Source organism: Bacillus sp. EA-CB0995, assembly GCF_055814245.1.
On record NZ_CP169269.1, the window covers coordinates 710,011 to 734,633 of the forward strand.

22 protein-coding genes and 5 pseudogenes are annotated in these 24,623 nt (G+C 38.4%); 17 read left to right on the top strand and 10 right to left on the bottom strand.

The window, feature by feature from the left end:
* Positions 1-12: 12 nt before the first annotated feature.
* The 8 genes and pseudogenes from sufD to yunB all read left to right on the top strand — a co-directional run bounded on the left by sufD (position 13) and on the right by yunB (position 9,251).
* Positions 13-1,306 (top strand): annotated as a pseudogene (gene sufD, locus ACEWFJ_RS03715) (Fe-S cluster assembly protein SufD).
* A pseudogene (gene sufS, locus ACEWFJ_RS03720) lies at positions 1,306-2,525 on the top strand (cysteine desulfurase SufS). The pseudogenes sufD and sufS overlap by 1 nt, the downstream one beginning before the upstream one ends.
* Complete coding sequence (gene sufU, locus ACEWFJ_RS03725; protein ID WP_473690493.1) at positions 2,515-2,946, top strand: Fe-S cluster assembly sulfur transfer protein SufU; 432 nt, start codon at positions 2,515-2,517, stop codon at positions 2,944-2,946. The pseudogene sufS and the gene sufU overlap by 11 nt, the downstream one beginning before the upstream one ends.
* Before the next feature lie 50 nt (positions 2,947-2,996).
* On the top strand, positions 2,997-4,394 hold the full coding sequence (sufB, locus tag ACEWFJ_RS03730; protein ID WP_473690495.1) for a Fe-S cluster assembly protein SufB: 1,398 nt from the start codon (positions 2,997-2,999) through the stop codon (positions 4,392-4,394).
* 414 nt (positions 4,395-4,808) lie between these two features.
* Positions 4,809-6,350 (top strand): thiol-activated cytolysin family protein, encoded by a 1,542-nt coding sequence (locus ACEWFJ_RS03735; RefSeq protein WP_473690497.1) that lies wholly within the window; start codon positions 4,809-4,811, stop codon positions 6,348-6,350.
* 294 nt (positions 6,351-6,644) lie between these two features.
* Complete coding sequence (locus ACEWFJ_RS03740) at positions 6,645-8,078, top strand: bifunctional metallophosphatase/5'-nucleotidase (RefSeq protein WP_473690499.1); 1,434 nt, start codon at positions 6,645-6,647, stop codon at positions 8,076-8,078.
* An 80-nt stretch (positions 8,079-8,158) separates the two neighbouring features.
* Positions 8,159-8,461 (top strand): YunC family protein, encoded by a 303-nt coding sequence (locus ACEWFJ_RS03745; protein WP_429706829.1) that lies wholly within the window; start codon positions 8,159-8,161, stop codon positions 8,459-8,461.
* Positions 8,462-8,513: 52 nt separating this feature from the next.
* Complete coding sequence (gene yunB / locus ACEWFJ_RS03750) at positions 8,514-9,251, top strand: sporulation protein YunB (RefSeq protein WP_473690501.1); 738 nt, start codon at positions 8,514-8,516, stop codon at positions 9,249-9,251.
* Positions 9,252-9,294: 43 nt separating this feature from the next.
* On the opposite strand, the gene ACEWFJ_RS03755 is transcribed toward yunB, so the two are convergent.
* The gene (locus ACEWFJ_RS03755) at positions 9,295-10,290 is read right to left on the bottom strand and encodes a M23 family metallopeptidase (RefSeq protein ID WP_473690503.1); all 996 of its coding nucleotides are present in this window, start codon (positions 10,288-10,290) and stop codon (positions 9,295-9,297) included.
* Positions 10,291-10,479: 189 nt separating this feature from the next.
* On the opposite strand from ACEWFJ_RS03755, the gene lipA reads away from it, so the two are divergent.
* On the top strand, positions 10,480-11,376 hold the full coding sequence (gene lipA / locus ACEWFJ_RS03760; RefSeq protein WP_473690505.1) for a lipoyl synthase: 897 nt from the start codon (positions 10,480-10,482) through the stop codon (positions 11,374-11,376).
* A 90-nt stretch (positions 11,377-11,466) separates the two neighbouring features.
* Positions 11,467-11,799, top strand: coding sequence for a DMT family transporter (locus ACEWFJ_RS03765; RefSeq protein ID WP_473690507.1), 333 nt, complete (start codon positions 11,467-11,469; stop codon positions 11,797-11,799).
* 28 nt (positions 11,800-11,827) lie between these two features.
* Here the strand turns inward: ACEWFJ_RS03765 and ACEWFJ_RS03770 are convergent, their stop codons facing one another.
* The 4 genes from ACEWFJ_RS03770 to ACEWFJ_RS03785 form a co-directional block, all read right to left on the bottom strand.
* Entirely contained in the window at positions 11,828-12,295 is a 468-nt protein-coding gene (locus ACEWFJ_RS03770) for a YbaK/EbsC family protein (RefSeq protein WP_253630783.1), read from the bottom strand.
* 176 nt (positions 12,296-12,471) lie between these two features.
* Positions 12,472-13,050 (bottom strand): histidine phosphatase family protein, encoded by a 579-nt coding sequence (locus ACEWFJ_RS03775; protein ID WP_473690509.1) that lies wholly within the window; start codon positions 13,048-13,050, stop codon positions 12,472-12,474.
* Between the two features lie 120 nt (positions 13,051-13,170).
* On the bottom strand, positions 13,171-13,947 hold the full coding sequence (locus ACEWFJ_RS03780; protein WP_473690511.1) for a YhfC family intramembrane metalloprotease: 777 nt from the start codon (positions 13,945-13,947) through the stop codon (positions 13,171-13,173).
* A gap of 215 nt (positions 13,948-14,162) precedes the next feature.
* Positions 14,163-14,738, bottom strand: coding sequence for a YhcN/YlaJ family sporulation lipoprotein (locus ACEWFJ_RS03785; RefSeq protein ID WP_473690513.1), 576 nt, complete (start codon positions 14,736-14,738; stop codon positions 14,163-14,165).
* Positions 14,739-15,111: 373 nt separating this feature from the next.
* Between ACEWFJ_RS03785 and ACEWFJ_RS03790 the strand changes: the two genes are divergently transcribed.
* Positions 15,112-15,414, top strand: a complete 303-nt coding sequence (locus ACEWFJ_RS03790) for a YutD family protein (protein WP_473690515.1) — start codon at positions 15,112-15,114, stop codon at positions 15,412-15,414.
* Positions 15,415-15,468: 54 nt separating this feature from the next.
* Here ACEWFJ_RS03790 and ACEWFJ_RS03795 read toward each other — a convergent pair whose 3' ends face one another.
* The 3 genes from ACEWFJ_RS03795 to glpX form a co-directional block, all read right to left on the bottom strand.
* On the bottom strand, positions 15,469-15,969 hold the full coding sequence (locus ACEWFJ_RS03795) for an RNA-binding S4 domain-containing protein (RefSeq protein ID WP_473690517.1): 501 nt from the start codon (positions 15,967-15,969) through the stop codon (positions 15,469-15,471).
* Positions 15,970-16,340: 371 nt separating this feature from the next.
* Positions 16,341-16,607, bottom strand: coding sequence for a DUF3055 domain-containing protein (locus tag ACEWFJ_RS03800; protein WP_473690519.1), 267 nt, complete (start codon positions 16,605-16,607; stop codon positions 16,341-16,343).
* Between the two features lie 15 nt (positions 16,608-16,622).
* Positions 16,623-17,594 carry a class II fructose-bisphosphatase gene (gene glpX / locus ACEWFJ_RS03805; protein ID WP_473690521.1) on the bottom strand — a complete coding sequence of 324 codons (972 nt, stop codon included), beginning with the start codon at positions 17,592-17,594 and terminating at the stop codon, positions 16,623-16,625.
* A 156-nt stretch (positions 17,595-17,750) separates the two neighbouring features.
* Here glpX and hepT point away from each other — a divergent pair, with 156 nt between their 5' ends.
* The 4 genes and pseudogenes from hepT to ACEWFJ_RS03825 all read left to right on the top strand — a co-directional run bounded on the left by hepT (position 17,751) and on the right by ACEWFJ_RS03825 (position 21,562).
* Complete coding sequence (hepT, locus tag ACEWFJ_RS03810; protein ID WP_098308800.1) at positions 17,751-18,191, top strand: type VII toxin-antitoxin system HepT family RNase toxin; 441 nt, start codon at positions 17,751-17,753, stop codon at positions 18,189-18,191.
* Between the two features lie 201 nt (positions 18,192-18,392).
* Positions 18,393-19,028, top strand: coding sequence for a helix-turn-helix transcriptional regulator (locus tag ACEWFJ_RS03815; RefSeq protein ID WP_429706806.1), 636 nt, complete (start codon positions 18,393-18,395; stop codon positions 19,026-19,028).
* A gap of 92 nt (positions 19,029-19,120) precedes the next feature.
* The gene (locus ACEWFJ_RS03820; RefSeq protein ID WP_473692341.1) at positions 19,121-19,885 is read left to right on the top strand and encodes a TIGR01457 family HAD-type hydrolase; all 765 of its coding nucleotides are present in this window, start codon (positions 19,121-19,123) and stop codon (positions 19,883-19,885) included.
* Positions 19,886-20,177: 292 nt separating this feature from the next.
* Positions 20,178-21,562, top strand: a pseudogene (locus tag ACEWFJ_RS03825) (MFS transporter).
* 152 nt (positions 21,563-21,714) lie between these two features.
* Here the strand turns inward: ACEWFJ_RS03825 and ACEWFJ_RS03830 are convergent.
* Positions 21,715-22,296 carry an NAD(P)H-dependent oxidoreductase gene (locus ACEWFJ_RS03830; protein WP_473690524.1) on the bottom strand — a complete coding sequence of 194 codons (582 nt, stop codon included), beginning with the start codon at positions 22,294-22,296 and terminating at the stop codon, positions 21,715-21,717.
* 183 nt (positions 22,297-22,479) lie between these two features.
* On the opposite strand from ACEWFJ_RS03830, the gene ACEWFJ_RS03835 reads away from it, so the two are divergent.
* Entirely contained in the window at positions 22,480-22,968 is a 489-nt protein-coding gene (locus tag ACEWFJ_RS03835; RefSeq protein WP_473692343.1) for a GNAT family N-acetyltransferase, read from the top strand.
* 41 nt (positions 22,969-23,009) lie between these two features.
* Here the strand turns inward: ACEWFJ_RS03835 and ACEWFJ_RS03840 are convergent.
* Positions 23,010-23,500 (bottom strand): annotated as a pseudogene (locus ACEWFJ_RS03840) (phosphatidylglycerophosphatase A family protein).
* A gap of 116 nt (positions 23,501-23,616) precedes the next feature.
* On the opposite strand from ACEWFJ_RS03840, the pseudogene yutH reads away from it, so the two are divergent.
* Positions 23,617-24,617: pseudogene (gene yutH, locus ACEWFJ_RS03845) on the top strand (spore coat putative kinase YutH).
* Positions 24,618-24,623 lie beyond the last annotated feature (6 nt).

Here is a 24,623-nt window from a genome sequence, read left to right on the forward strand (position 1 = left end):
AGGAGCATAAACATGACAATTGGTACATTACCTTTCGATCAAGAAACAATCCGTCAACGCGCAAGCGAAGCGAGATGAAGCTGCTTGGTTGACTGAGTTCCGCTTACAAGCTTTTGCAAAGGCAACTGAACTTCCAATGCCAACGCCTGATAAAACAAAAATTGATAAATGGGATTTTATCGGCAAAGGTCAAACTGCAAAGCAAGAGCCTGTACATTCTTTAGAAGAACTTCCAGAAGCAGTGAAAAATTTAATTGACGAAAATAATAGCGTTCTTGTAGGGCGCAGCGGTACAACTGCATTCGTTTCTTTATCAGAAGAGGCGAAAACAAAAGGCGTTATTCTTACAGATATCGTAACAGCTGCAACTGAGCATGCTGAACTAGTACAAAAGTATTTAATGAAAGACGGCGTGAAAGTTGACGAGCATCGTTTAACAGCGCTTCATGCTGCACTAATCAACGGCGGTGCGTTCGTATACGTTCCGAAAAACGTTGTTCTTGAAACACCGCTTCAAGCTGTATTCTTAGTAGACGGTGAAGAAGCAAATGTATATAACCACGTATTATTTGTAGCAGATGCAAACAGTTCTGCAACATATGTAGAAAACTACGTGGCAAATGAAACTGTTACTGGTATTGCAAATATCGTGGCAGAAGTAATTGTAGAACAAGGTGCACAAGTGAAATTTGGTGCAGTTGACTTATTAGCAAAAGATGTAACATCTTACGTAAACCGCCGCGGCGTAGTTGGACGAGATGGACGTCTAGAGTGGGCATTAGGTCTTATGAACGATGGAAACACAATTTCTGAGAACGTAACAAACTTAATGGGAGACGGTTCATTTGCTGATACAAAAACAGTAACAATTGGCCGTGGTAACCAAACACAAAACTTTACAACAAAAGTTGTTCACTTCGGTAAACATTCTGAAGGCTTTATCTTAAAACACGGTGTACAAAAAGATAGCGCAACATCTATCTTTAACGGAATTGGTAAAATTGAGCATGGTGCTTCTAAATCAAACGCACAGCAATCTTCTCGCGTTCTGATGTTAAATGAAAAAGCACGCGGCGATGCAAACCCAATTCTTTTAATCGATGAAGATGATGTAATGGCAGGTCACGCAGCTTCTGTAGGACGCGTAGATCCTACACAACTATACTACCTAATGAGCCGTGGTATTCCGAAGAAAGAAGCAGAACGTTTAGTCATCCATGGATTCTTAGCACCTGTAGTAAATGAGCTTCCAATCGAAGGAGTAAAAGCACAGCTTGTTGAGGTAATCGAAAGGAAAGTTCGCTAATGGATATTCATGAAATACGCAAACAGTTTCCAATTCTTGATCAAAAAGTGAACGGCAAACAACTTGTTTATTTCGATAGTGCGGCAACTTCTCAAAAACCAATTCAAGTAATTGAAACGTTAGAACGTTACTATAAAGAATACAACTCTAATGTTCATCGCGGTGTTCATACGCTCGGTACGAAAGCAACCGATGCGTATGAAGGCGCACGCGAAAAGTTCGTAAGTTTATTAATGCGAAGTCTATGGAAGAAATTATTTTTACGCGCGGTACAACAACAGCGTTAAATACAGTTGCGGCAAGCTATGGCATGGAAAATGTAAAAGAAGGCGATGAAATTGTCATCTCTTACATGGAGCACCATAGTAATATCATTCCTTGGCAACAAGTTGCTAAGAAAACAGGCGCAACGTTAAAATATCTTCCGCTTCAAGAAGACGGAACAATCTCATTAGAAGATGTTCGTCAAACGATTACGCCAAATACAAAAATCGTTTCCATCATGTACGTATCAAACGTACTTGGAACGATTAACCCTGTAAAAGAAATTGCAGAAATCGCACATCAAAACGGTGCAATTATGGTCGTTGATGGTGCACAAAGTACACCGCATATGAAAGTGGATGTACAAGATTTAAACTGTGATTTTTACACTTTATCCGCTCATAAAATGTGCGGACCTACAGGTGTCGGCGTATTATATGGTAAGAAGGAATTGCTTAACAATATGGAGCCAATTGAATTTGGCGGTGAAATGATCGATTTCGTAGATTTACAAGAATCTACGTGGAAAGAGCTTCCGTGGAAATTCGAAGCAGGTACACCGATTATTGCGAATGCAATCGGACTTGGAGCTGCAATTGATTTCTTAGAAGAAATCGGTCTTGATAATATTGAAAGGCATGAACATGAATTAGCGCAGTATGCTTTAGAAAGACTATCAGAAGTAGACGGTGTTACAATTTATGGTCCAAAGCGCCGTGCAGGTCTTGTTACATTTAATATTGATGACGTACATCCACACGATGTTGCTACAGTATTAGATGTAGAAGGCATTGCGGTTCGTGCAGGTCATCATTGTGCACAGCCGTTAATGAAGTGGCTAAAAGCTTCTTCTACAGCACGTGCAAGCTTCTATTTATATAACACAAAAGAAGAAATTGATACATTTGTCGAAGCGCTGACGAAAACAAAGGAGTATTTCACAAATGTCATTTAATAATTTAGATACGTTATATCGTCAAGTTATTATGGATCATTATAAAAATCCACGTAACCATGGCGTATTAGAAGATAGTGTTACGGTTAATTTGAACAATCCAACTTGCGGTGACCGCATTCAACTTACAATGAAAGTAGAAGACGGTATTGTTCAAGAAGCGAAGTTTGAAGGAGAAGGTTGTTCCATCTCTATGTCTTCCGCTTCTATGATGACGCAAGCGGTAAAAGGAAAGAAAATTGAAGAAGCACTTCAGCTTTCTAAAATTTTCTCTGATATGATGCTAGGAAAAGAGTATGATGACAGCGTTGATTTAGGAGATATTGAAGCATTGCAAGGTGTATGCAAATTTCCAGCGCGTATTAAGTGTGCAACATTAGCTTGGAAAGCGTTAGAAAAAGGCTTGAACGAAGAAAAGTAATGCAAATGAGTTCCTAAATACGAAGTTTATCCAAGGAGGGACATACGAACATGGCGAAACAGCTGCCAGATATCGGCGATTATAAATATGGTTTCAAAGATAAGGACGTTTCAATTTTCCGTGCTGAGCGCGGTTTAACAAAAGAAATCGTAGAAGAGATTTCACGTATGAAAGAAGAACCACAGTGGATGTTAGACTTCCGTTTAAAATCACTGAATCATTTCTATGAAATGCCAATGCCACAATGGGGCGGCGACTTAAATGACTTAGATTTCGATGAAATTACGTACTACGTAAAACCATCTGAGAAATCTGAGAAGTCTTGGGATGAAGTACCTGATGAAATTAAAGCAACGTTTGATAAATTAGGTATTCCAGAAGCAGAACAAAAGTATTTAGCGGGTGTATCTGCACAGTACGAATCTGAAGTTGTATACCACAACATGAAAGAAGACCTAGAAGCTCTAGGAATCGTATTTAAAGATACAGATAGCGCATTAAAAGAGAACGAAGATATTTTCCGTGAGCATTTCGGGAAAGTAATCCCGCCAACTGATAACAAATTCTCTGCATTAAACTCTGCAGTTTGGTCTGGTGGATCATTTATCTACGTTCCAAAAGGTATAAAAGTTGATACACCACTTCAAGCGTATTTCCGTATTAACTCTGAAAATATGGGACAATTCGAACGTACGCTTATTATCGTAGACGAAGGCGCACACGTACACTACGTAGAAGGTTGTACAGCACCTGTTTACACAACAAACTCACTTCACAGTGCGGTAGTAGAAATCATCATTAAGAAAGATGCATATTGCCGTTATACAACAATCCAAAACTGGGCAAACAACGTATACAACCTAGTTACAAAACGTGCAGTTTGTGAAGCAAACGCAACGATGGAATGGATTGACGGTAATATCGGATCGAAATTAACGATGAAATACCCAGCTGTTATCTTAAAAGGCGAAGGCGCTCGTGGTTTAACATTATCTATCGCGATTGCTGGTAAAGGCCAACACCAAGATGCTGGTGCGAAAATGATTCACTTAGCGCCAAACACATCTTCAACAATCGTTTCTAAATCGATTGCGAAACATGGTGGTAAAGTAACATACCGTGGTATCGTACAATTCGGACCAAAAGCGACAAACTCTCGCTCTAACATCGAGTGTGACACATTAATCATGGATAACCAATCTACATCTGATACAATTCCTTACAACGAGATCAAAAACGATCACGTATCACTTGAGCACGAAGCGAAAGTATCAAAAGTATCAGAAGAACAATTATTCTACCTAATGAGCCGCGGTATTTCTGAGCAAGAAGCAACAGAAATGATCGTAATGGGCTTCATCGAGCCATTCACTCGCGAACTTCCAATGGAATACGCAGTAGAAATGAACCGTCTAATCAAATTTGAGATGGAAGGTTCTATCGGTTAATATGAAAAGCAGAAGCGCCCTGTTAAACAGGGCGCTTTTTTAATTGGGCGCAAATATATCGGCGCTTTTCATACGATATTTACTTTGTTAGGGCGCTCGGACACGTATTTTATTTTTGTGGAAGTTTCACTTTATAGGCATAAAGATGTTAAGGAGTAAAAAAGGACCGGGTGCATGAAAGTAGCTGAAAAACTATCTGAAAAAATTTTATCAATATACAAAAATTGAAATTTTATGATACAATTTTTTGAAAAAGGAGGTTAGTTTTTAGATAATTCTAAACTTTATTGAGGGAATAAAATTCATAGTATGTTTATTAGTTAATTTATGCACTATTAATTATTCGTTTATTCCCTTCGCTGAAACTTAAACAAGTAATTCAGCTGATGCAACAAAATTATTCTAAAAAAGGAGTTGAATTTTTTGAAAATTATAAATAACATTAGAGGAATAAAGTTTCTAGCATGTTTATTAGTTAGTTTATGCACTATTAATTATTCATTTATTTCCTTTGCTGAAACACAAACAGATAATTCAGCTGATGCAACAAAAAATGCTAGTGGAATTGATACTGGCATAGCAAATTTAAAGTATGATAGTAGAGATGTTTTAGCAGTAAATGGTGATAAAGTAGAGAGTTTTGTTTCAAAGGAAGGTATCAATTCAAATGGTAAATTTGTGGTGGTTGAACGTGAGAAAAAATCACTTACAACTTCACCAGTGGATATTTCAATTATTGATTCTATGACTAATCGTACATATCCAGGAGCAGTACAACTTGCAAATAAGGCTTTTGCGGATAATCAACCTAATTTATTAGTGGCTAAGAGAAAACCTTTGAATATTAGTATAGACTTACCAGGCATGAGAAAAGAAAATACAGTAACTGTCCAAAATCCAACATATAGTAATGTGTCTGGAGCAGTAGATGATTTAGTATCTACTTGGAATGAAAAGTATTCAACAACACATACGTTACCTGCAAGAATGCAGTATACAGAATCTATGGTTTATAGTAAATCTCAAATAGCAAGTGCTCTTAATGTTAACGCTAAATATCTTGATAATGGACTGAATATTGACTTTAATGCGATTGCAAATGGAGAGAAAAAAGTGATGGTTGCGGCATATAAGCAAATATTTTATACCGTAAGTGCAGAACTACCTAACAATCCATCAGACCTTTTTGATAATAGCGTTACTTTTGAAGAGTTAACTCGTAAAGGGGTAAGTAATACGGCTCCGCCTGTTATGGTGTCAAATGTAGCTTACGGCAGAACAATTTATGTAAAATTAGAAACAACTTCTAAGAGCAAAGATGTACAAGCTGCCTTTAAAGCTTTACTTAAGAATAACAGCGTCGAAGCGAGTGCGCAGTACAAAGATATTTTTGAAGACAGTACCTTTACCGCTGTAGTATTAGGCGGAGATTCAAAAGAGCATAACAAGGTTGTTACAAAAGATTTTAATGAAATACGAAATATAATTAAAGATAATGCAGAATTAAGTCCTAAAAATCCAGCATATCCAATTTCATATACTAGCACTTTCTTAAAGGATAACGCAGTTGCTGCTGTTCATAACAATACAGATTATATCGAGACTACAACTACAGAATATTCCAGTGCTAAAATGACGCTTGATCATCATGGTGCATATGTTGCTCAATTTGAAGTATCCTGGGATGAATTCTCATATGATGAAAATGGAAAAGAAGTACTATCCCATAAAAATTGGGAAGGAAACGACAAAGACAAAACTGCTCATTTCTCTACAGTAATACCACTTCCACCTAATTCAAAAAATATAAAAGTCGTAGCATGGGAATGCACAGGTCTTGCATGGGAATGGTGGAGAACCGTTATTAATGAACAAAATGTTCCATTATCAAAAGAAATCAAAGTTTCAATTGGAGGAACGACATTATACCCAAGTGCTAATATTAGTTATAATTAAAGGTAATGTATACGTCCGAAGCGCCCTGTTTACAGGGCGCTTTTTTCATGGGCGCAAATATAACGGTACTTTTTACAATATATCGGCGCTTTGACACAATATAAAGACCTTCTGAAGAAGTTCGACATGCGAAAAGCTTTTGTTAATTACAAACATGCTGCATCTTCTCCTTAACTTTTAAAGAAGAAACTTTTGCTTTTTCCATCAATGAGAGTACAATGTAAAATAGCAAGAAAAGACGAAAAGTATTTACAGGATTCGAGCTTACATGTAGCGTAAACAAGAAGTATGGAATTGAGAGGAGGTTTTTCTCTGAATATAGATACAGAAGTAACAATTCATCTTTATCATACAAATGATATACATAGTCATTTTGAAAATTGGCCGCAAATTTCTCGGTTTGTTGTAGAAGAGAAAAAGCGTCGTCTTGCTGCTGGTGAAGCGGTCTTTACATTAGATATTGGCGATCACGTTGATCGCTTTCATATGATTTCTGAGGCAACGAGCGGAAAAGGAAATGTGCAGCTATTAAATGAAGCGTTGTACGATTATGTAACGATTGGGAACAATGAAGGGATTACACTTGCGAAGGAGCAACTGGATCATTTATACGACGATGCAAATTTTGAAGTGCTCGTTGCCAATTTATTTGAAACAAATCAAGCACGTCCTAGCTGGGTAAAACCATACGTGCTGCAAACACTTGATAATGGGGTTACAATTGCTTTTATCGGTTTAACAGTGGCATATCCTGACTTTTATGCGAAGTTAGATTGGCATATTGAAGATCCGTTTCTACATTTGGAAACAATTTTAGAAGAGGTACGTTCACAGGCGGATGTCATTGTTGTATTGTCTCATTTAGGAAAGAATGCAGATGAATATATGGCAGAGCATTATGATATAGATGTTATTTTAGGCGCACATACCCATCATTTATTTGAGCGCGGTGTATTAGTGAATGGAACGCTTCTCTGCTGCGCAGAGAAGTGGGGACATTATGTGGGGCATGTGCAAATAACGGTGGACTTACAAACAAAGCAAGTGACGAAAAAAGATGGACGGGCAATTAGTGCGAAGCGATTAGGCGCATATGGAGAGCCCAATATTTTATTAGGAGAGCTTGAACAAGAAAGTAAGTTCATCATGGCAGAGCCTGTTGTAAGTTTAAAGGAATCGTTAGAAATGGATTGGTTTCAGGAAACGAAATTTGCTCATATGCTTGCCGAATCCCTTAGGGAGTGGTGCGATGCTGAAATTGGCATGGTGAATGCTGGTGTATTACTCGAGGGATTACAGGAAGGTGTAGTTACCCGAGGAGATATTCATCGCATTTGTCCACATCCGATTAATCCATGCCGTTTGCAAGTGAAAGGGAAAACATTGCGAGATGTTATTTTGAAAGCACGACGTCCAAACATGGAACAGCTTGAAGTAAAAGGTTTAGGTTTTCGCGGGAAAGTCATGGGGAAAATGATGTATGCTGGCTTAGATGTTGTGCCAGATACGATTCCGGGTAATAAAATTTTACTCGAAGACGTAATCATTAACGGGGAATCATTAGATCTAGAACGAATCTATACAGTAGGAACGATTGATATGTTCACATTCGGTTACTTATACCCAGAGCTTGCGGTCGTGCCGGAAAAAGAGTATTATATGCCGGAATTGCTCCGTGATGTTTTGAAGGATACACTAATGAAATGCGCATTATCTGTGAAATTATAGCCTACTGATTACAGTAGGCTTTTTATATTCACATTCTTTTTTCTAATTTCATACAGATAAAGGAGAGAGGAGTGTGAACTATGGTTAATATAGAACCAATTATAATAAATGAATATACGTTTATAGCAGTAAGCGTAAAGCTTCCAAAGACAAATTTGTTAGCAGTTATGAGCGATAAAGGATATATTATGTGCGGGGCGTTAGATGTGGGATTGTTAAACGAAAAGTTAAGCGATCGCGGCATTCTTGCAGGGCGCGCTGTTGGCGTAAGAACGATTGAGCAGTTGTTAGAAGCACCGCTTGAATCGGTTACGATTGAAGCGGAAAGGTTAGGGATTACAAATGGTACAATTGGAAAAGATGCACTGCTAAAAATGATCTAAATATATCGTCCCTCTTTTTTGCATATACATGTGTAAGAAGGAGGGATTTGTTATGCGTGCGTTTCGCCCCCGGACTTCTCGGTTTCGGAAAGGACCACTGCCATTTCGGTACGTATTGCTTATTTCATTTGCTATTTTTATTATACTGACCTTACAAGGATTGTGGCTTGTAAACAAAAGCATTCAGCCAACATTAATGACATATGCAGAAATGCAGACGAAGCAAACTGCGACAGTTGTGATGACGAAAGCAGTAAAGGATAGGATTGCACAAGGGATCGATGTCGATTCATTAATGAAAGTGCAAACGGATAAGAATGGAAAAGTATCTACAATTGATTTAAATACAGAAGCAGTGAATGAGATTGTAACATCGACAACAACGTACATAGAGAAATATTTACATCAAGTCGAGAAAGGGGATACGAAGGGGTTAGGATTATCAGAAGATGACGGAACTGCACTATCTGTTCCTCTTGGTAGAATTACGGATAATGCATTACTTGGGAACATAGGACCAGATATTCCAATTACGTTTACAACAATTGGTCATGTATCCACAAATATTAAACAAGATTTTCAGCAGCAAGGAATTAACAATACGGCTATTAAAATTGTGATGGAAATTGAAGTGGCTCTTCAGGTTATTATTCCGTTTCATACGAAGGAAGTAACTGTGAAGCAAGATATTCCAGTAGCCACGCGCATTATTCAAGGAGAAGTACCTGGCTATTATGGAAGCGGCGGAGTTGTTGCACCAGAGAAAAAGGAGAAAAAAGCGGATAACTAATGTTACCCGCTTTTTTATATTTTTCATAACCGCCGCACTGCGGTTATTTTTTGGAGTTCATCCGTTCTTTCCGCTCCCATATGCTTAAATGCATGTACGGATCAAACGCCCATTCTGTATAGCCGTTATCTTTATACAATCCAAAGTGCAAGTGAGGCGGGAATTTACCTGCTGTTCCAGGCGGACCATAACCAGTACTGCCGACAAATCCAATGACAGTTCCAGGCTCGACGATTTGTCTAAGCTGTATTTCTTTGGAAAATCCGCCTAAATGTGCGTAGTAATGGTAGTTGTTATATAAGTCGCGAATACCAATGCGCCAGCCGCCAAGACGATTCCAACCTTTCGTTTCAATAATGCCATAGCAAGTAGAACGAACAGGTACACCATAGCCAGCGAAAATATCTGTTCCTTCATGCATACGCCGTCCGCCAAAGCTTCGTTTAGCACCAAATGTACTGCGATAACTATGATCGCTGCGAACAGGCAGAGGGAAAGCATTACCTTCTAAATTAATCCGATTGTAGTGCTTGTACATACGAGCATAACCTAATATTAGCTCTACTGTTTTAGTCCGCTGATAATATTCCCACAACATAATTTTTAGCTGTTCTCGATTTGTCCCACGTTTCCCTAATATGGTGGTCATTGTATAGAGAACATCTTTTTCATTATTTGCGTCTGCCAATCCATCGTTGTCTCCGTCTAACCCCATGCCTCCAAATAAGGAGATTGTGTACGGTTTTGTATCATGGGGGTCTGGATTTGCTGGTCCGGACCATACTTCTGGTTTGAAGTAAATAGAGATAATGGCATCTGGCTTTTTCGGAATATCGCTGCGAACAGCACGGATATTTCGCTCGTATTGATCGATGGCAGCAAAGTAGTACCATGGAATAAGAGAGAATGTCTCCATTTCTTTATATAATGTCATTCGCTTCATGTATATGTCTTCTTGCTTGTTTTCTTGTCCGTACACAATGTTTGTTTGAAGAAGAAGAAAACAGATAGAAAACAGAAGGAAAAATTTTCGATGCACGGCAGTAAGCTCCTTTCGAAATCACTACCTTTAGTGTGGGATATACACGATATTTCATTATAAGTAATAATTGGAAGGAATTCTTTGAATCTTCATTTGAGCAAATCGCTTTCATACGATAAAATAGATATGTTACATTGAAAGAAGCGAACATGGTAAACTATTTCATATTGTGCGGAGTTGATAAACATGACAAAACAAACAGAATATATGCGCAAGCCCGAGTGGTTAAAAATTAAATTAAACACAAATGAAAACTATACAGGCTTAAAGAAAATGATGCGTTCTAAGAACCTTCATACCGTTTGTGAAGAGGCGAAGTGTCCGAATATTCATGAATGCTGGGCTGTTCGTAAAACAGCAACATTTATGATTTTAGGTGCAGTTTGCACGCGCGCATGCCGTTTCTGTGCGGTTAAAACAGGCTTACCAACAGAACTTGATTTACAAGAGCCAGAACGCGTAGCAGATTCTGTAGAACAAATGGGCTTAAAACACGTTGTTATAACAGCAGTTGCACGTGATGATTTGAAAGACGGAGGAGCAGCTGTTTTCGCTGAAACAGTACGCGCAGTTCGTCGTAAAAATCCATTTACGTCTATTGAAGTTTTACCTTCTGATATGGGCGGAGTAGAAGAAAATTTAAAAATGTTAATGGATGCACGTCCTGATATTTTAAACCATAACATTGAAACGGTACGTCGATTATCTGACCGAGTTCGCGCTAGAGCAAAATATGATCGTTCTCTAGAATTTTTACGTCGTGCTAAAGAAATGCAGCCTGATATTCCAACAAAATCAAGCATCATGGTAGGACTTGGGGAAACAAGAGATGACCTTATCGAAGCAATGGATGATCTACGTGCAAACAACGTTAATATTTTAACGCTTGGTCAATATTTGCAACCATCTAAAAAGCATTTACCAGTTATTAAGTATTACACACCAGCAGAATTTGCAGAGCTAAAAGAAATTGCACTTAGCAAAGGATTTAGTCACTGTGAAGCTGGTCCGCTTGTACGTTCTTCTTACCATGCAGATGAGCAAGTACAATCTGCAAAAGCAAATACGGTAGAAGCAAAATAATGAGGAAATCCTTCTTAGTAAATGAGCTAAGGGGGATTTTTTTGGACAAGATACCAGTGTAGACAATGCAGAGGATAAAGGGGGAGTTTTATGAAAGGGTTTGTTTTTTTAGCGATTGCAATTGTGAGTGAAGTATTTGGGACAACGATGCTAAAGTTGTCAGATGGATTTACGAAAGTATGGCCAAGTGTCGGTGTTGTCCTTGGTTTTATATCTGCATTTTATTGTTTATCCCAAGCGTTGCAATACCTTCAACTTAGCACTGCTTATGCGATTTGGTCTGGAGTTGGTACAGCGCTAACGGCATTACTTGGTGTTCTCATTTGGAAGGACGCTTTTACATGGCAAACGTTCGTTGGCATAGTGCTTATTATTGGCGGAGTTGTTGTATTAAATATGTCGGGTTCGGGTGCACATGGATGAAAAAAGAACTGAAATTTTCAGCTCTTTTTCATTCATATTCTAATACGGTATTTCCACATGTGGATAACACTTTACGCAATTCTTCTGTGGATAAAGCAATTGTAAATTCAGGGACACCAGGTGAAATCAATATTTTTTCGTATTGATAGATAGAAGAATCCACAATAATTGTTACATCCTCTGTATAGCCAAAAGGAGCAACACATCCTGGGATGCATCCTGTTGTCGTTCTTAGTTCATCAGGTGAACAAAGAGAGACGCTTGTACCGATCATATTTTTCATTTGCTTCATATCAAGGCGAGTTCCTTCTAATGTAAAAAAGACATAGTAAGCCCCGGATTTCGTTTTTAAAAAGAGACTTTTACTTGGTTCACCATCTAAACCGAGACGTTCCCGAATCATTCGATCTGTTTCATAATTTAAAACAGGTTCATGTTCAAATTTCTCATATAAAACATTCGTTTTATGTAGTAATGAGATGACTTCTTCGTACATTGGAATACAAGCTCCTTTCTTTTCCCTTTTGTAGTTCTCATGTTTCAATTCAAATTTTATGTGCGATATATTCCTCGTTGGTGCACAGTAAATATGCTCTGATTTAATGCGAGAGTGGTTCAACTAATCATCAATGGGGGATGAAGAAAACCCCCATTGATGGAAGTTTCACTATATCAGTAGCTAACGTAACGATTTTCTAATTGCTCCCTCCACAATCTGTGGATAGTTGTTGCATGCTTGTCTAATGTAATTTCGTATACGTCTGGATTGCTTAAGCTTTCCCATGTGGAAAAACCAACGTTTTTGTCAAAAAGCCTTAAAATGAGTGTGAATAAGTTACCATGTGTAACGAGCAGTGTTACTTTTTTCGTATCTTCTTGTAATATGCTGTGGATAAGTGACTGTACTCTCTCCGTCGCTTGGCGCGTCGATTCTCCGCCAGGAAATGCGACATCTATTTCTATAAATGTTTGCTCTAGCATTTGTAGCCAATTACTCATTGGAGCGCCGCTCAGTATACGCTCAGTTAACCGCATATCCTCTTGAATAGGGAGCTGCATATGTGACGCGTAAGGTGTAATGGATTGAACAGCACGAGTAAATGGGCTAGAGATAATGTTTTCGATAGGGAGCTGTTCTGTGATGAGAAAATCTGCAAGAGCTTTAGCTTGTTGCTGACCTACTGCTGTAAGTGGTGCATCATGTTCTTGCCCAGTTGCAGTGCAATGGCGGACAACAATTAATTTCTTCATGATTCATCCCTCACTTATGAATAGACGAATTTGTACGTACTTCGACAAATAGAGTGAGGAATCCTCCTTTCTCTAGTTATTGGTAACTGAAATCAAAATAAAAAGCTAAGCCGATTCGGCTTAGCTTGCATGTTCTGCTAGGAATTTTGTTTTCATTTTACGAATTAGGATGTAAGCACCAATGCCAAACAGTATCATAATTCCTTCCGTTACGAACAAATTGATTTGTCTACGTTGGTAAAGCGCTGCGAAAAAGTCAACAAACGAATGAAGAAATACTGCCAGCCCTACAAACATATACTTCTTATGCTTTACGCCATATAAGACAAGCATTGTAAGAGCAATTTGCATGATAAAAGCAACGATCCGCTCTATTCCGCCAAGTAAATAGAAGTAAGGCGGAGTATGTAGTAATGCATCTTGGACAGCGCTGAGCTGAGGTACCTTTTCAATCATTTTGGAGAAGGTTCCATTATTAATAGAGAAAGCAAATACAAGACTTTGCACTCCGGCAGTCGCCCCAATTAATAATGATTCAATCCCTCCGTGACCGATTCCATAAGCAAGGCCGTCTTTATACTCCTGGTACTTCTTGAGTAAAAAGAAAAAGGCGATAAAACGTGCAAGTTCTTCAAAAATACCAGCAGTTAATCCGCCATATATAGCATAGATAAACGGATTTTTTAGTAGCTCAGTTGCTGCTGGATTTCCAAATACATAGACATGTAACGTTTTTTCTAAAATTTGTGAGAATCCCAAAAAGAATACAATCCCGACACCGACAATTTTTAAAGAGATTCCATACTTCTTTCGACAGTAAACGAGAGCAATGATTGGGATAAGAACTGAAATAGCAATTTGCACAATCATACTTCCAATTGTTGCATTTGAAACCATACATTTCACCACTTTCTAATATATATACTATTTCTATTATGCAGGAAAAACGGTGAAATGTTTAGTAAATAACCTGAGAGTATATTCTCAGGTCATTTAATGTATCCTGTTATTAGTAATATTTTAGCAAAAGTAAAGGAGTGTTAACTGCCGGCAGTCGCCCGATTGGTTCAACTAACCTTTTGGGGAAGAACGCTCCAAAAGGAAGTTTCACTTTACTTCATTGTGTTAGGCAGTGTAGTATTTTGCGTGTTGCTTAAATGCGGATTTTTGCTCATTTCATGCTTGAGCATATCGAGTGTTTGGGCATATTCTTTATCATTTAATGTGCCAGATTTGAGTCCTTGGATTTGTGATATCAATTTTTGATCCGTTGATACATATGCTTTGTAATAGCGGGGAACAACGGACAATGCTGCTTTTTGTACTTGATCAGCGACTAGAGCTGGATCTGTCGTGTTTGCTCGGTATACAACAAATACTTCATCATCTGTTACAAGTGTTGCGGCATTTATAACGTCTGGAAGTTTCACCGTTATATCTGTAATCATTTCTGCTAATCGTTCCTTGTTAATCGTACCGACTTGGCGATTCGACACTTCATCTTTTTGTTTTTGAGAATAGCCGACTTTTGTCAGCCTGTCGTTTGGCACGTCTTTCCCGTATATGTCTCTATGCGCAGACAAGAGTACGCGGCTTCCTTCTTCCTGTTTCATTTCCGCTTTGTTGTTTGTTTGACATCCAGCAAAGATGGAAAGGGTGAGAAGGGATAGGAGCAGTTGTTTTTTCATGATTGTTTCCTCCTTATTGATCTTGCTATTTGCGGGCAGTAGTACCCACATCTCAAGATTCAAGGAAAAACGAGGAAGATAGGTAGGGGATAACTGCCCGAAAAAGCCTAATTGGTGAGAGCTTTATTCATCCCGCCCTAACGGACAGTAAAGCTCCCCCCCCTCAAGATTGTGAGAAGTTGAAGAAGATAGGCGGGAGATAACTGTCCGTAAGAGCTCGATTGATTCAATTAACCTTTTGAAGAAGAACGCTTCAAAAGGAAGGTTCACTCCATAGCATTTCCCACTTAGGAGGTTTTTTGTATTTGAAATTGTTGGTTTTGTGGCTTTATGATACGATAAAAAGAAGAAAGAATAGGAAAGGGAATGGAAGATGGAGCAGAAGCAGGAGATTCGCACTACAGTTTACGTGAATAATATCCAGTATGAAGTCATACAAGAAAATCGAAATGGATTTAATGAAGAAGCATTTAAAGCTCGTTACGCAGAAATTTTAAATAAATATGATTATATCGTGGGTGATTGGGGGTATGATCAGCTACGATTGCGCGGCTTTTTTGATGATAGCAACCAGCGTGCAACGTATGATACGAAAATTAGTACGTTATCGGAGTATTTATACGAGTATTGTAATTTTGGATGTTCATACTTTGTACTGCGAAAAGTGAAGAAGTAAAAGAATTCCTCTTACACCGTTGTAAGAGGAATTTTTTTAACATTGTTATATCAATTACAGGTATATAGAAATACAATCGCCAGCTGAAAGTTTGGCATTTGGTTTAATGTGTTGACCGTTTAAATGAATAGAGCCGTCTTTAATTTTTCCCGTAATCACTGTTCGGCTCCAGCCTGAAATGTAGCTTGCAAGTGCTTTATCGATGCGAAACGAACCGTGCACGAATTTTAATAAAATAGTTAATTGCGTTGTTCCTGCATTTTTATAGAGCATCATTGAAATGGCGTTTAATGTTGCTTGGTGTTCTTCTTGAGATATATCGACTGTTTCAACATGTTCAGAATACGTTTTATATATGTGTAATTTCTTATTCCATGTATGTCCTTTTTCGCATTTATAAATTGCAAAACGATAAATGTTTTTACCGTTCGCATTATGTCTGCGAATATGTGTATCAGTAAACAGGACTGTATGACCACAATTTTTACAATGTTTTTCTACAGTATCTTCTAATTCTGTCTTATATAAATTCCAAGAAAGTTGTATGTTCTGCATTTTCCTTCACCTCGCATTTAGATTAAGGAACGTGAGACATCTATTTGGATGTCTTGCAGTATGAAATATAGAAAACAGAGAAAAATAAAAGAAGATTCCCCTGTGAGGAACCTTCGTAACAATCATACTACAGATGTGCTACGTTCCTTTGTAATGGGAATTGGGCAGACTACTCCCCGGAAAAAAGCGTTGTGCTTTTTTGAGAGTAATACTATCCAGTTGCTGCTCCATTACAAAGTATATGTTGGCATACGTAGTGTAACATCCTTTCTATCCAAATAGATTTGTCGTTATTATATAACATTAAACTGAAAATTCGAAATATATAACATAAAAAATCACCAACTCTGTTGTAAGTTGGTGATTTAAATTTACATCAGTTCAAATAAAAATGAACGTAATTCTTCTGCATTTTCTTCTGAAATAGAAAATGCATGTTCTAAGTAGCCAGGTTCTTCTAAGTCGTCACGACCGACAATGGCAAATTTATTGCGCTGTATATCAAGGACGATAGTTTTACCATAATGACGGTCAGAATACAAAAGTGCTAAATCGTGGCGCTCGTTTTCTCCCATAAAGCTTACGAAACGCGTTTTTGTTTCCACTGTATCATCGTAAAGAAAAAAACGTTCTCCCATGAACATGACTCCTTTTTAAATATCTAAATTTAAGTGTGGTTTATGATCTAAATGGTGGTGTGTTTTAATAAAGCGCACTGTTCTTGTTTTATAGCGCATAACGATAGAATATGTTTCTGCTAAATCTCCGCCAAGGAATTTCACACCATCTAATAACTCGCCAGCAGATACACCTGTTGCTGAGAAGATTGCATCGTCACCGGATACTAAATCATCTAGCATAAGAAGTTGACGTGGGTCTTCTAAGCCCATGGCATGGCAACGTGCTTCTTCTTCTTCATTCATTGGAACGAGACGTGCTTGCATTTCTCCGCCAAGACATTTGAGTGCAGCAGCAGAGATAACGCCTTCCGGAGCACCGCCAGTACCGATAAATAAGTCGATTCCTGTTCCAGGAAGCGCTGTTGCGATAGATGCACCAACATCACCGTCACCGAATAATTTTACACGTGCACCTTTTGTACGTACTCGTTCGATGATGTCTTGATGACGTTCACGCTCTTGTATGATAACTGTTAAGTCACGAATTTTTTTATTGTTTGCTTCGGCTACAATTTCAATTGTCTTTTCAATTGGATCATCTAAGCTAATTTTACCAGCTGCATTTGGACCAACTGCGATTTTTTCCATGTACATATCAGGAGCGTGTAGAAGGTTTCCTTTATCAGCGACAGCGATAACAGCCATTGCGTTTGCAAGACCTTTTGCTACGATATTTGTTCCTTCTAATGGATCAACAGCGATATCTACTTCTGGGCCGTTTCCTGTTCCAAGCTTTTCACCAATGTAAAGCATTGGTGCTTCATCAAGTTCTCCTTCTCCAATCACAACAGTGCCTGCCATGTTCACAGAGTCAAACATCGTACGCATTGCAGTTGTTGCAGCATCATCTGCTTCATTTTTCTTACCGCGGCCCATCCATTGTGCGGATGCAAGGGCTGCTGCTTCTGTTACACGGACAATTTCTAATGCGAGTTCACGTTCCATGGTGCCATTCCTCCAATTCTCCAATTCCGAAAATCATACACGTATAACTATAACAAAGAATGGGAAAAAGGTGAATTCGAAAAATTGTCGATTTTTTTCGAATAAAGGGGTACAATTGGGAATGAAAATGCTTTAATTTCCAGGTAGGTGACATATATGTACTTTGTAGACCGTAAAAAAATTGAACAAATGTTACAGTGTTTAGAGAAAGTTGTTGCAGCATTTCAAACAAAACAAGAGTACCGCGGAGCGCTTGATGAATATGCATTAGAGCGCATGGCACATCTTATGATTGATTGTATTTTAGACGTAGGCAATGCCATGATTGATGGATTTATTATGCGTGATCCAGGTAGTTATGAAGATATTATTGATATTTTAATGGATGAAAAAGTGGTTACGAATGAAGAAGGAGAGCGTTTAAAAGAAGTCGTTCGTCTTCGTAAAATGATTGTGCAGGAGTATGTAAATATGAACCATACAGAAGTGTATGATACAGTACAAAAACATATTGATATGATCAAACAATATCCTGCTAATATTCGCCGTTATTTGGAGCAAGAACTTGGTCCTGTATCTGCATTTGCAGGAGAGTAAAGTGAAACTTCCATCAGTGAGGGATTCATCCCCACTGATGGAAAGCTCTCAACAGTCAGTCCCCACCTCTTTTCTTTGTTTTTTCAGAATTTTGAGGTGGGGGTTTTACTGCCTGCGAATAGCGGGATGAATTCATGTGGCTCTAATGGACTGTGATTTACTTTGTTCATTAGAGCTTGATAAAAGGAAGAAGGTAGAGAAATGGGGGAAGCAGCACGTTCTACAAAAGAAGAAATTCTTCAGCTTTTGAAAGTAAGGGGAGAACAGACTGTTGCGGTATTAGCGGAAGCATTGCAAATCACGGAGATGGCAGTGCGTCGTCATGTAAGTAGGCTTGAAAAGGAAGAGTTGATTGAAACGAAGATGGTGCGTCAACATGTCGGGAGACCGATGTATGTCTATCGTTTAAGTACGAAAGGAGAAGACTTGTTTCCGAAACAATATAAGCAGTTTGCAGTCGAAATGTTAGAAGACTTGCTACATATTGGCGATGAGGAACTCGTTAAGAAGCTTTTAAGGGCACGTACGAACCGTATGGAAGAACAATTGGCAAACCGTATAAATCGAAAAGAAACAACAGTAGAACGATTAAAAGAAATTGCAGTCATGCAAGAGAAAAATGGTTATATGGTGCGTGTGCAGCAAGAAAGTGAGCGCTCCTTCCTATTACAAAAGCAAAATTGTCCGTTAATAGAGGTAGCTGAAAAATTTCCGCAAATTTGTCATGATGAGAAAAACATGTATAATACACTGTTGCCAGATGCTGATGTGAAAGTATTATCTAATATGTGTGATGGAGATTGCTTCTGTTCGTATCAAATAATAGAAAAAAAATGAACATTATGGGACGCTTTTTGAAAAAGCGTTTTTTTCTTTTGGGAAAAAGGATACGATAAGAGGAGAGTATGTATCAAGAAGGAGTGGCACCTATGTATAAAGGCTATTTAATTGACTTAGACGGAACAATGTATCGAGGCGAAGAACGAATTGAAGAGGCAAGTGATTTTGTAAAGGCGCTGCAAGAGCGTAACTTACCATATTTATTTGTTACGAACAACTCAACGCGTAAACCAGAGCAAGTTGCAGACAAGCTTGTGCAGTTTGATATTCCGGCTAGCGCAGAACAAGTATTTACAACAAGCATGGCAACAGCGAACTTTATATATGAAAGAAAGCAAAATGCTTCTGTATATATGATTGGAGAAGAAGGCTTACGCGATGCCCTTGTGGAAAAAGGATTCACACTTGTGGATAGTAATCCGGATTTTGTCGTCGTTGGATTAGATCGCGAAGTTACATACGAAAAGCTAGCAAAAGCATGCTTAGCTGTTCGAAACGGGGCAACATTCATTTCAACAAACGCTGATATTGCGATTCCGACAGAACGCGGCTTATTACCAGGGAACGGTTCCTTAACATCCGTTGTAACAGTATCCACAACAGTAAATCCAATTTTCATTGGTAAACCGGAATCCATTATTATGGAACAGGCTCTAAAAGTGCTTGGTACAACGAAAGAAGAAACGTTAATGGTTGGGGATAACTACGATACGGACATTTTAGCTGGTATGAATGCGGGGATGGATACGCTTCTTGTCCACACAGGAGTCACATCTGTGGAAAAATTAACAGAATATGATGTGCAGCCAACGCATGTTGTCCACAGTTTAACAGAGTGGATTGAGAAGATGTAAGAAGAGATAGGCAATCGTAAAAGGTTGCCTATTTTTTTATAACAAAAAAGTTCGTTCTGGTGATATATATGGTCGAATTGTGTGAAGTTTTATTCCTTCCTTGCTGAACAGGTGAATGGTATAATATGGAACAAATGTGATAAGGAGGCGTATTTATGAAGTGCACAAAAATGATGGGGGTACAAATTTAAGGGGAAAACGCATCATTTACCCTATAAACTGCGTGGTTCCCCTTTAATATGGGGGTATCATCCTAGTGGAAAAAGATTTACAAGAATTAAAGAATAGTAATATATCAACTACAGTAACCGATTTATCGAATTATGTATTTAGTGATGTAAAGAAGGCTTTTCTATGGCTTGGCTTTCTTGCTTTCTTCAGCGTATTGAACGAAATGGTTTTTAATGTAGTTTTACCTGATATCGCGAAAGACCTTGGTATATCACCGTCTTTGGCTAACTGGGTAAATACAAGTTTTATGCTTTCATTTGCTATTGGGTCAATCACGTACGGAACAATAAGTGATAAATATGGTGTGAAGAAATTACTTGTTTTCGGTCTGCTAGCTTATAGTGGTGGGTCACTTTTAGGTGTGTTGGCACATTCTAATTTTTTTGCTGTAATTGCTGCGCGTTTTATTCAAGGTGTTGGTGCATCATCAGTGCCGGCGCTTATTATGGTAATCGTTGCACGCTACGTGAAATCAGAGAATCGTGGTAAAGCATTTGGTATAATCGGCTCGTTGGTAGCTATGGGAGAAGGAATAGGTCCAGCTCTTGGCGGGACGGTTGCCCATTATGTACAGTGGCCATTTCTTTTTCTGATTCCGATGCTGACACTTTTCACTATCCCCTTTTTTTAAAAGAACTTCCTAATGAATCCACAGAGGGAGAGAGGATAGATACTTGGGGATTAGCGTTACTGTCCTGTGGGATTGTCACATTTACTATATATACAACGCAATATAACTGGTTGTATTTGTCGGTTAGTTTTGTGTTGTTTGCAGGATTCGCTTTGCATATACACAAGGCTGAATCGCCTTTTATAGAACCACGATTATTTATAAATCAAAAGTTCATATTGGGAGTTCTAACTGCTTGTATTCTGCTAGGTACTGTGGCAGGTTGTATATCAATGATTCCTTATATGATGAGAGATGTACACCAACTGTCTGCAAGTATGATTGGGTGGGTTATATTCCCAGGAACTATTAGTGTGATGTTATTCGGTATAGTTGGTGGTAGCCTGGTTGATAAACGAGGAACTACGTTTGTTCTATGGATTGGCTCATTTTTCATTATTGCGAGCTTTCTTATCATTTCATTATTTGCAGATCAAAAACCATGGTTAGTTTCAGGTATGTTGATTCTAATGTTTGGTGGACTTTCCTTCGTTAAAACAGTAATTTCTACGAGTGTTGCGGATGCTCTGGGGCCGAAGGAAATCGGCGCAGGTATGGGATTTCTCAACTTCGCCTGCTTCTTAGCGGAGGGATTAGGGATGGCTATTGTTGGTGGGTTGTTAACAAAACATATTCTAGAATATCCGTTACTTTCCACTATACAAAATGCTAAAGCGTACTTGTATAGTAATTTACTACTTGTTTTTATTGTTACCATATTAATTGGAGCAACCATTTATACAGTAGCTTATAGTCGAAGAAGGAAAAGGCTATAAAATGTTCGTAAAGGGGCATCTCCGCAAGAGAGTAGTATAGAAAAGTGGATTTATTAGAAGTGAAGATATAAAAGAGTTAGAAGAAGTCCTGCAAAGATATATCCCTAAAATTATTGGAAATTAAAAATCCACCTTCACAAGGTGGATTTTCGTTAAAACAAACGATTCACTAGTTCTTTCACTTCTTCAAGGTATTGTGTTCTCACTTCGTTATCCACAGAAGGAACACTCGTATAGAAAGCGTGCTCTACTGCTTCAATACCAGTAAAATCAAAAATCCCTGCATCAGTTGTTTTCTTCATTGCTTCAAACATACCGCCTGCATCGTAATTCTCTTTTGAATTGCCCATTGTGGATAATAATACCCCTTTTTTACCTGTTAAAAATTTATCAACACCATTTGGACCGTATGTAAAAGCAAATCCTTGGCTAAATACACGTTCTACATACCCTTTTAAGATAGCGGGAAGGCCTGCCCACCAAACTGGATAAATAAATGTGATCACATCTGCCCACGTAATATGTTCTTGTTCTGCCTTAATATCAGCCGGCGTATTTCCTTGTGAAAAGGAAATGAAATCATCGGCAGCTAATACAGGATTGAAGTTTATCGCATATAGATCGCGAACACGTACTTCATGTCCTTTTTCTTGTAACTGTCCTTGAAATGTTTCTAAAATTGCATGATTAAAGCTTTGTGGATTCGGGTGTGCATAAACGATTAAATGTTTCATTACAATTCCTCCTGTCTGTGGATATGTTAGTAATATGTCCAAAAGTGTAAACAAAACATATTTTGTAACAATTGTAGTTACATTGTATTAGGAAGTCAAAGAAGATGCTTCTTACAGATTAAGAAACAGGAGTTTTCCTAGCGTGAGCGAATTTGTACAAGGAAAGAGACGGTGAACGTACAAATGAACATTCATACACTTACGTTAGAAGAAGCGCAAGAAATAAATGTATGGCAATATGATGCGCCGTATGAATTATATAGTTTTACCGGAGCGTCTGAAACGCTGGAGGAATTGTTGGACGGTACATATTATGGCGTTCGTAATAAGCGTAATGAAATCGTCGGTTATTTTTGTTTTGGGGATAACGCACAAGTGCCGGGCGGAAGAGAGGCAAAGTTATACACAGGTGAGTGTGTTGTGGATATTGGGCTTGGAATGAAACCGGCGTTAACTGGAAAGGGATTGGGGATATCTTTTTTACAAGCTGGACTGCAGTTTGCGAACGAGCAATTTAGACCAGAGAAAATCCGTTTAAGCGTAGCTACTTTTAATGAGCGTGCAATCGCTCTGTATATGAAAGCAGGTTTTCAAAAGAAGACTTCTTTCATGAGCAGGGGAAGGGAATTTTTACTTATGGAGTATGACGCGGCGGAATGTAAAAACAAATAAGAAAAACCAGCTTAAAGAAGTTGGTTTTTCCTGTTTTTGTACTATTCAGCATGTGCAGCTCTATGCGCTAAACGGCTGGATGCAGCAGCGGCAATTGCTCCGACGATATCATCGAGGAATGTATGAACTTTACCTGTGGATTTGTCATTTAAATATTCTAAAATACCTGGTTTTAATTTATCAATATAGCCAAAGTTTGTGAAACCGATTGAACCGTATACGTTGACGATAGATAAGGCAACGACTTCATCTACACCGTATAATCCTTCGTCACGATGTATGATGTCTTGAAGAGGAGCGCTTAACAACCCTTTTTCGGCAAGGACGTCCAGCTCAATTCCTGTAATGAGTGCATTTTGCACTTCGCGTTTGGATAAGACGCGTTCTACGTTATAACGACACTCTTCCATTGCTAAATTGGGATGATATTTTTTTGAAGAAAATGAACGAGGTCTGCAATATCGTCAATTGTTACACCGCGTTCTTGTAGTAAGTGTAATGCTCTTTCTTGTAGTTCATTTCGTTGTGTCATGATTATCACCTTTTTTTCTTTTTAATATTGTATACGTATAGGTGTACTATGTGCATAGGAATGAAAGTTAATCAGAAGCTCATATATATATAGAAAAAATATAGGTGGCGAGTACGATGATTCAACATATTTATGAGCATTATCATATACACGTTAAAGAATTTACAACCCTCGGTCCCTATAAAAGCTTTTGGGTTCGAAATAAAACTTATGTGCTTCTTGCTACGGGAAACTTGCAAGAAGAAGAGCTTTTGAAATGAAGAAGTTAAGTGATTATATGAATCAGCAAGGCGATATTACAGTTGCGACGTTTGTTCCAAACATACAAGGTTATTATGTTAGCGAGATAGAAGATACAAATTATTGTTTGCTGAAAGGAATGCGTATGTTAGAGCGCAATGTAATGTCTTCAGGAAGCGAGCTATCGTTATTTCATAAGCGCGGAGCATTCTATTCTGATGATATTGAACATCTCAGCCGAATTGGTGAATGGAAGGCGCTGTGGGAAAAACGATTAGATCAGCTCGAACGCTTTTGGCAATCAAAAATAGTAAGTCACCCTACTGACATGTTTGAACAATTATTTATCGAATCATTCCCTTACTATTTAGGTCTTGCCGAAAATGCGATTCAATATGTAATGGATACAGAAATTGATGATGTTCCTCAACGCGCTGACGCCGCAACGATTTGTCAGGAACGATTTACGCCATTACTTTGGCAGCAAACGAAGCGATTAAAGCTGCCTGTTGATTGGGTATACGATCATCCAAGCCGCGACTTAGCAGAGTGGGTCCGTCACGTTTCTTTTGAAAAAAGAGCAAACTGGGAAGAAGAAATTGCTCAATTTGTAACCGACTATGAACGTAACTATCCATTATCTTCTTTTGGATGGCGGCTGCTATTTGCGCGTCTGCTCTTTCCTCTTCATTACTTTGAAACAATTGAAGGGTATTACTTAACTGGAAGCGAGACGCAGAAATATGTATATCAAGATCGGCTAGAAACCATTTTACAGCGGGTAGATCAATCGGAACAATTTCTTCAGCGCTTTTATGATCTTATTCGTTTACCTGTTGATAAGTTAGGAATTCGTAAGCTGGATTGGTTAACATAATATGTA

Bases quoted from the DNA above. Each gene is read 5' to 3' on its own strand.
- sufU (WP_473690493.1), top strand. From the start codon at position 2,515: ATGTCATTTAATAATTTAGATACGTTATATCGTCAAGTTATTATGGAT.
- sufB (WP_473690495.1), top strand. From the start codon at position 2,997: ATGGCGAAACAGCTGCCAGATATCGGCGATTATAAATATGGTTTCAAA.
- ACEWFJ_RS03745 (WP_429706829.1), top strand. From the start codon at position 8,159: ATGGTTAATATAGAACCAATTATAATAAATGAATATACGTTTATAGCA.
- yunB (WP_473690501.1), top strand. From the start codon at position 8,514: ATGCGTGCGTTTCGCCCCCGGACTTCTCGGTTTCGGAAAGGACCACTG.
- lipA (WP_473690505.1), top strand. From the start codon at position 10,480: ATGACAAAACAAACAGAATATATGCGCAAGCCCGAGTGGTTAAAAATT.
- ACEWFJ_RS03765 (WP_473690507.1), top strand. From the start codon at position 11,467: ATGAAAGGGTTTGTTTTTTTAGCGATTGCAATTGTGAGTGAAGTATTT.
- ACEWFJ_RS03770 (WP_253630783.1), bottom strand. From the start codon at position 12,295: ATGTACGAAGAAGTCATCTCATTACTACATAAAACGAATGTTTTATAT.
- ACEWFJ_RS03775 (WP_473690509.1), bottom strand. From the start codon at position 13,050: ATGAAGAAATTAATTGTTGTCCGCCATTGCACTGCAACTGGGCAAGAA.
- ACEWFJ_RS03780 (WP_473690511.1), bottom strand. From the start codon at position 13,947: ATGGTTTCAAATGCAACAATTGGAAGTATGATTGTGCAAATTGCTATT.
- ACEWFJ_RS03785 (WP_473690513.1), bottom strand. From the start codon at position 14,738: ATGAAAAAACAACTGCTCCTATCCCTTCTCACCCTTTCCATCTTTGCT.
- ACEWFJ_RS03790 (WP_473690515.1), top strand. From the start codon at position 15,112: ATGGAGCAGAAGCAGGAGATTCGCACTACAGTTTACGTGAATAATATC.
- ACEWFJ_RS03795 (WP_473690517.1), bottom strand. From the start codon at position 15,969: ATGCAGAACATACAACTTTCTTGGAATTTATATAAGACAGAATTAGAA.
- ACEWFJ_RS03800 (WP_473690519.1), bottom strand. From the start codon at position 16,607: ATGGGAGAACGTTTTTTTCTTTACGATGATACAGTGGAAACAAAAACG.
- glpX (WP_473690521.1), bottom strand. From the start codon at position 17,594: ATGGAACGTGAACTCGCATTAGAAATTGTCCGTGTAACAGAAGCAGCA.
- hepT (WP_098308800.1), top strand. From the start codon at position 17,751: ATGTACTTTGTAGACCGTAAAAAAATTGAACAAATGTTACAGTGTTTA.
- ACEWFJ_RS03815 (WP_429706806.1), top strand. From the start codon at position 18,393: ATGGGGGAAGCAGCACGTTCTACAAAAGAAGAAATTCTTCAGCTTTTG.
- ACEWFJ_RS03820 (WP_473692341.1), top strand. From the start codon at position 19,121: ATGTATAAAGGCTATTTAATTGACTTAGACGGAACAATGTATCGAGGC.
- ACEWFJ_RS03830 (WP_473690524.1), bottom strand. From the start codon at position 22,296: ATGAAACATTTAATCGTTTATGCACACCCGAATCCACAAAGCTTTAAT.
- ACEWFJ_RS03835 (WP_473692343.1), top strand. From the start codon at position 22,480: ATGAACATTCATACACTTACGTTAGAAGAAGCGCAAGAAATAAATGTA.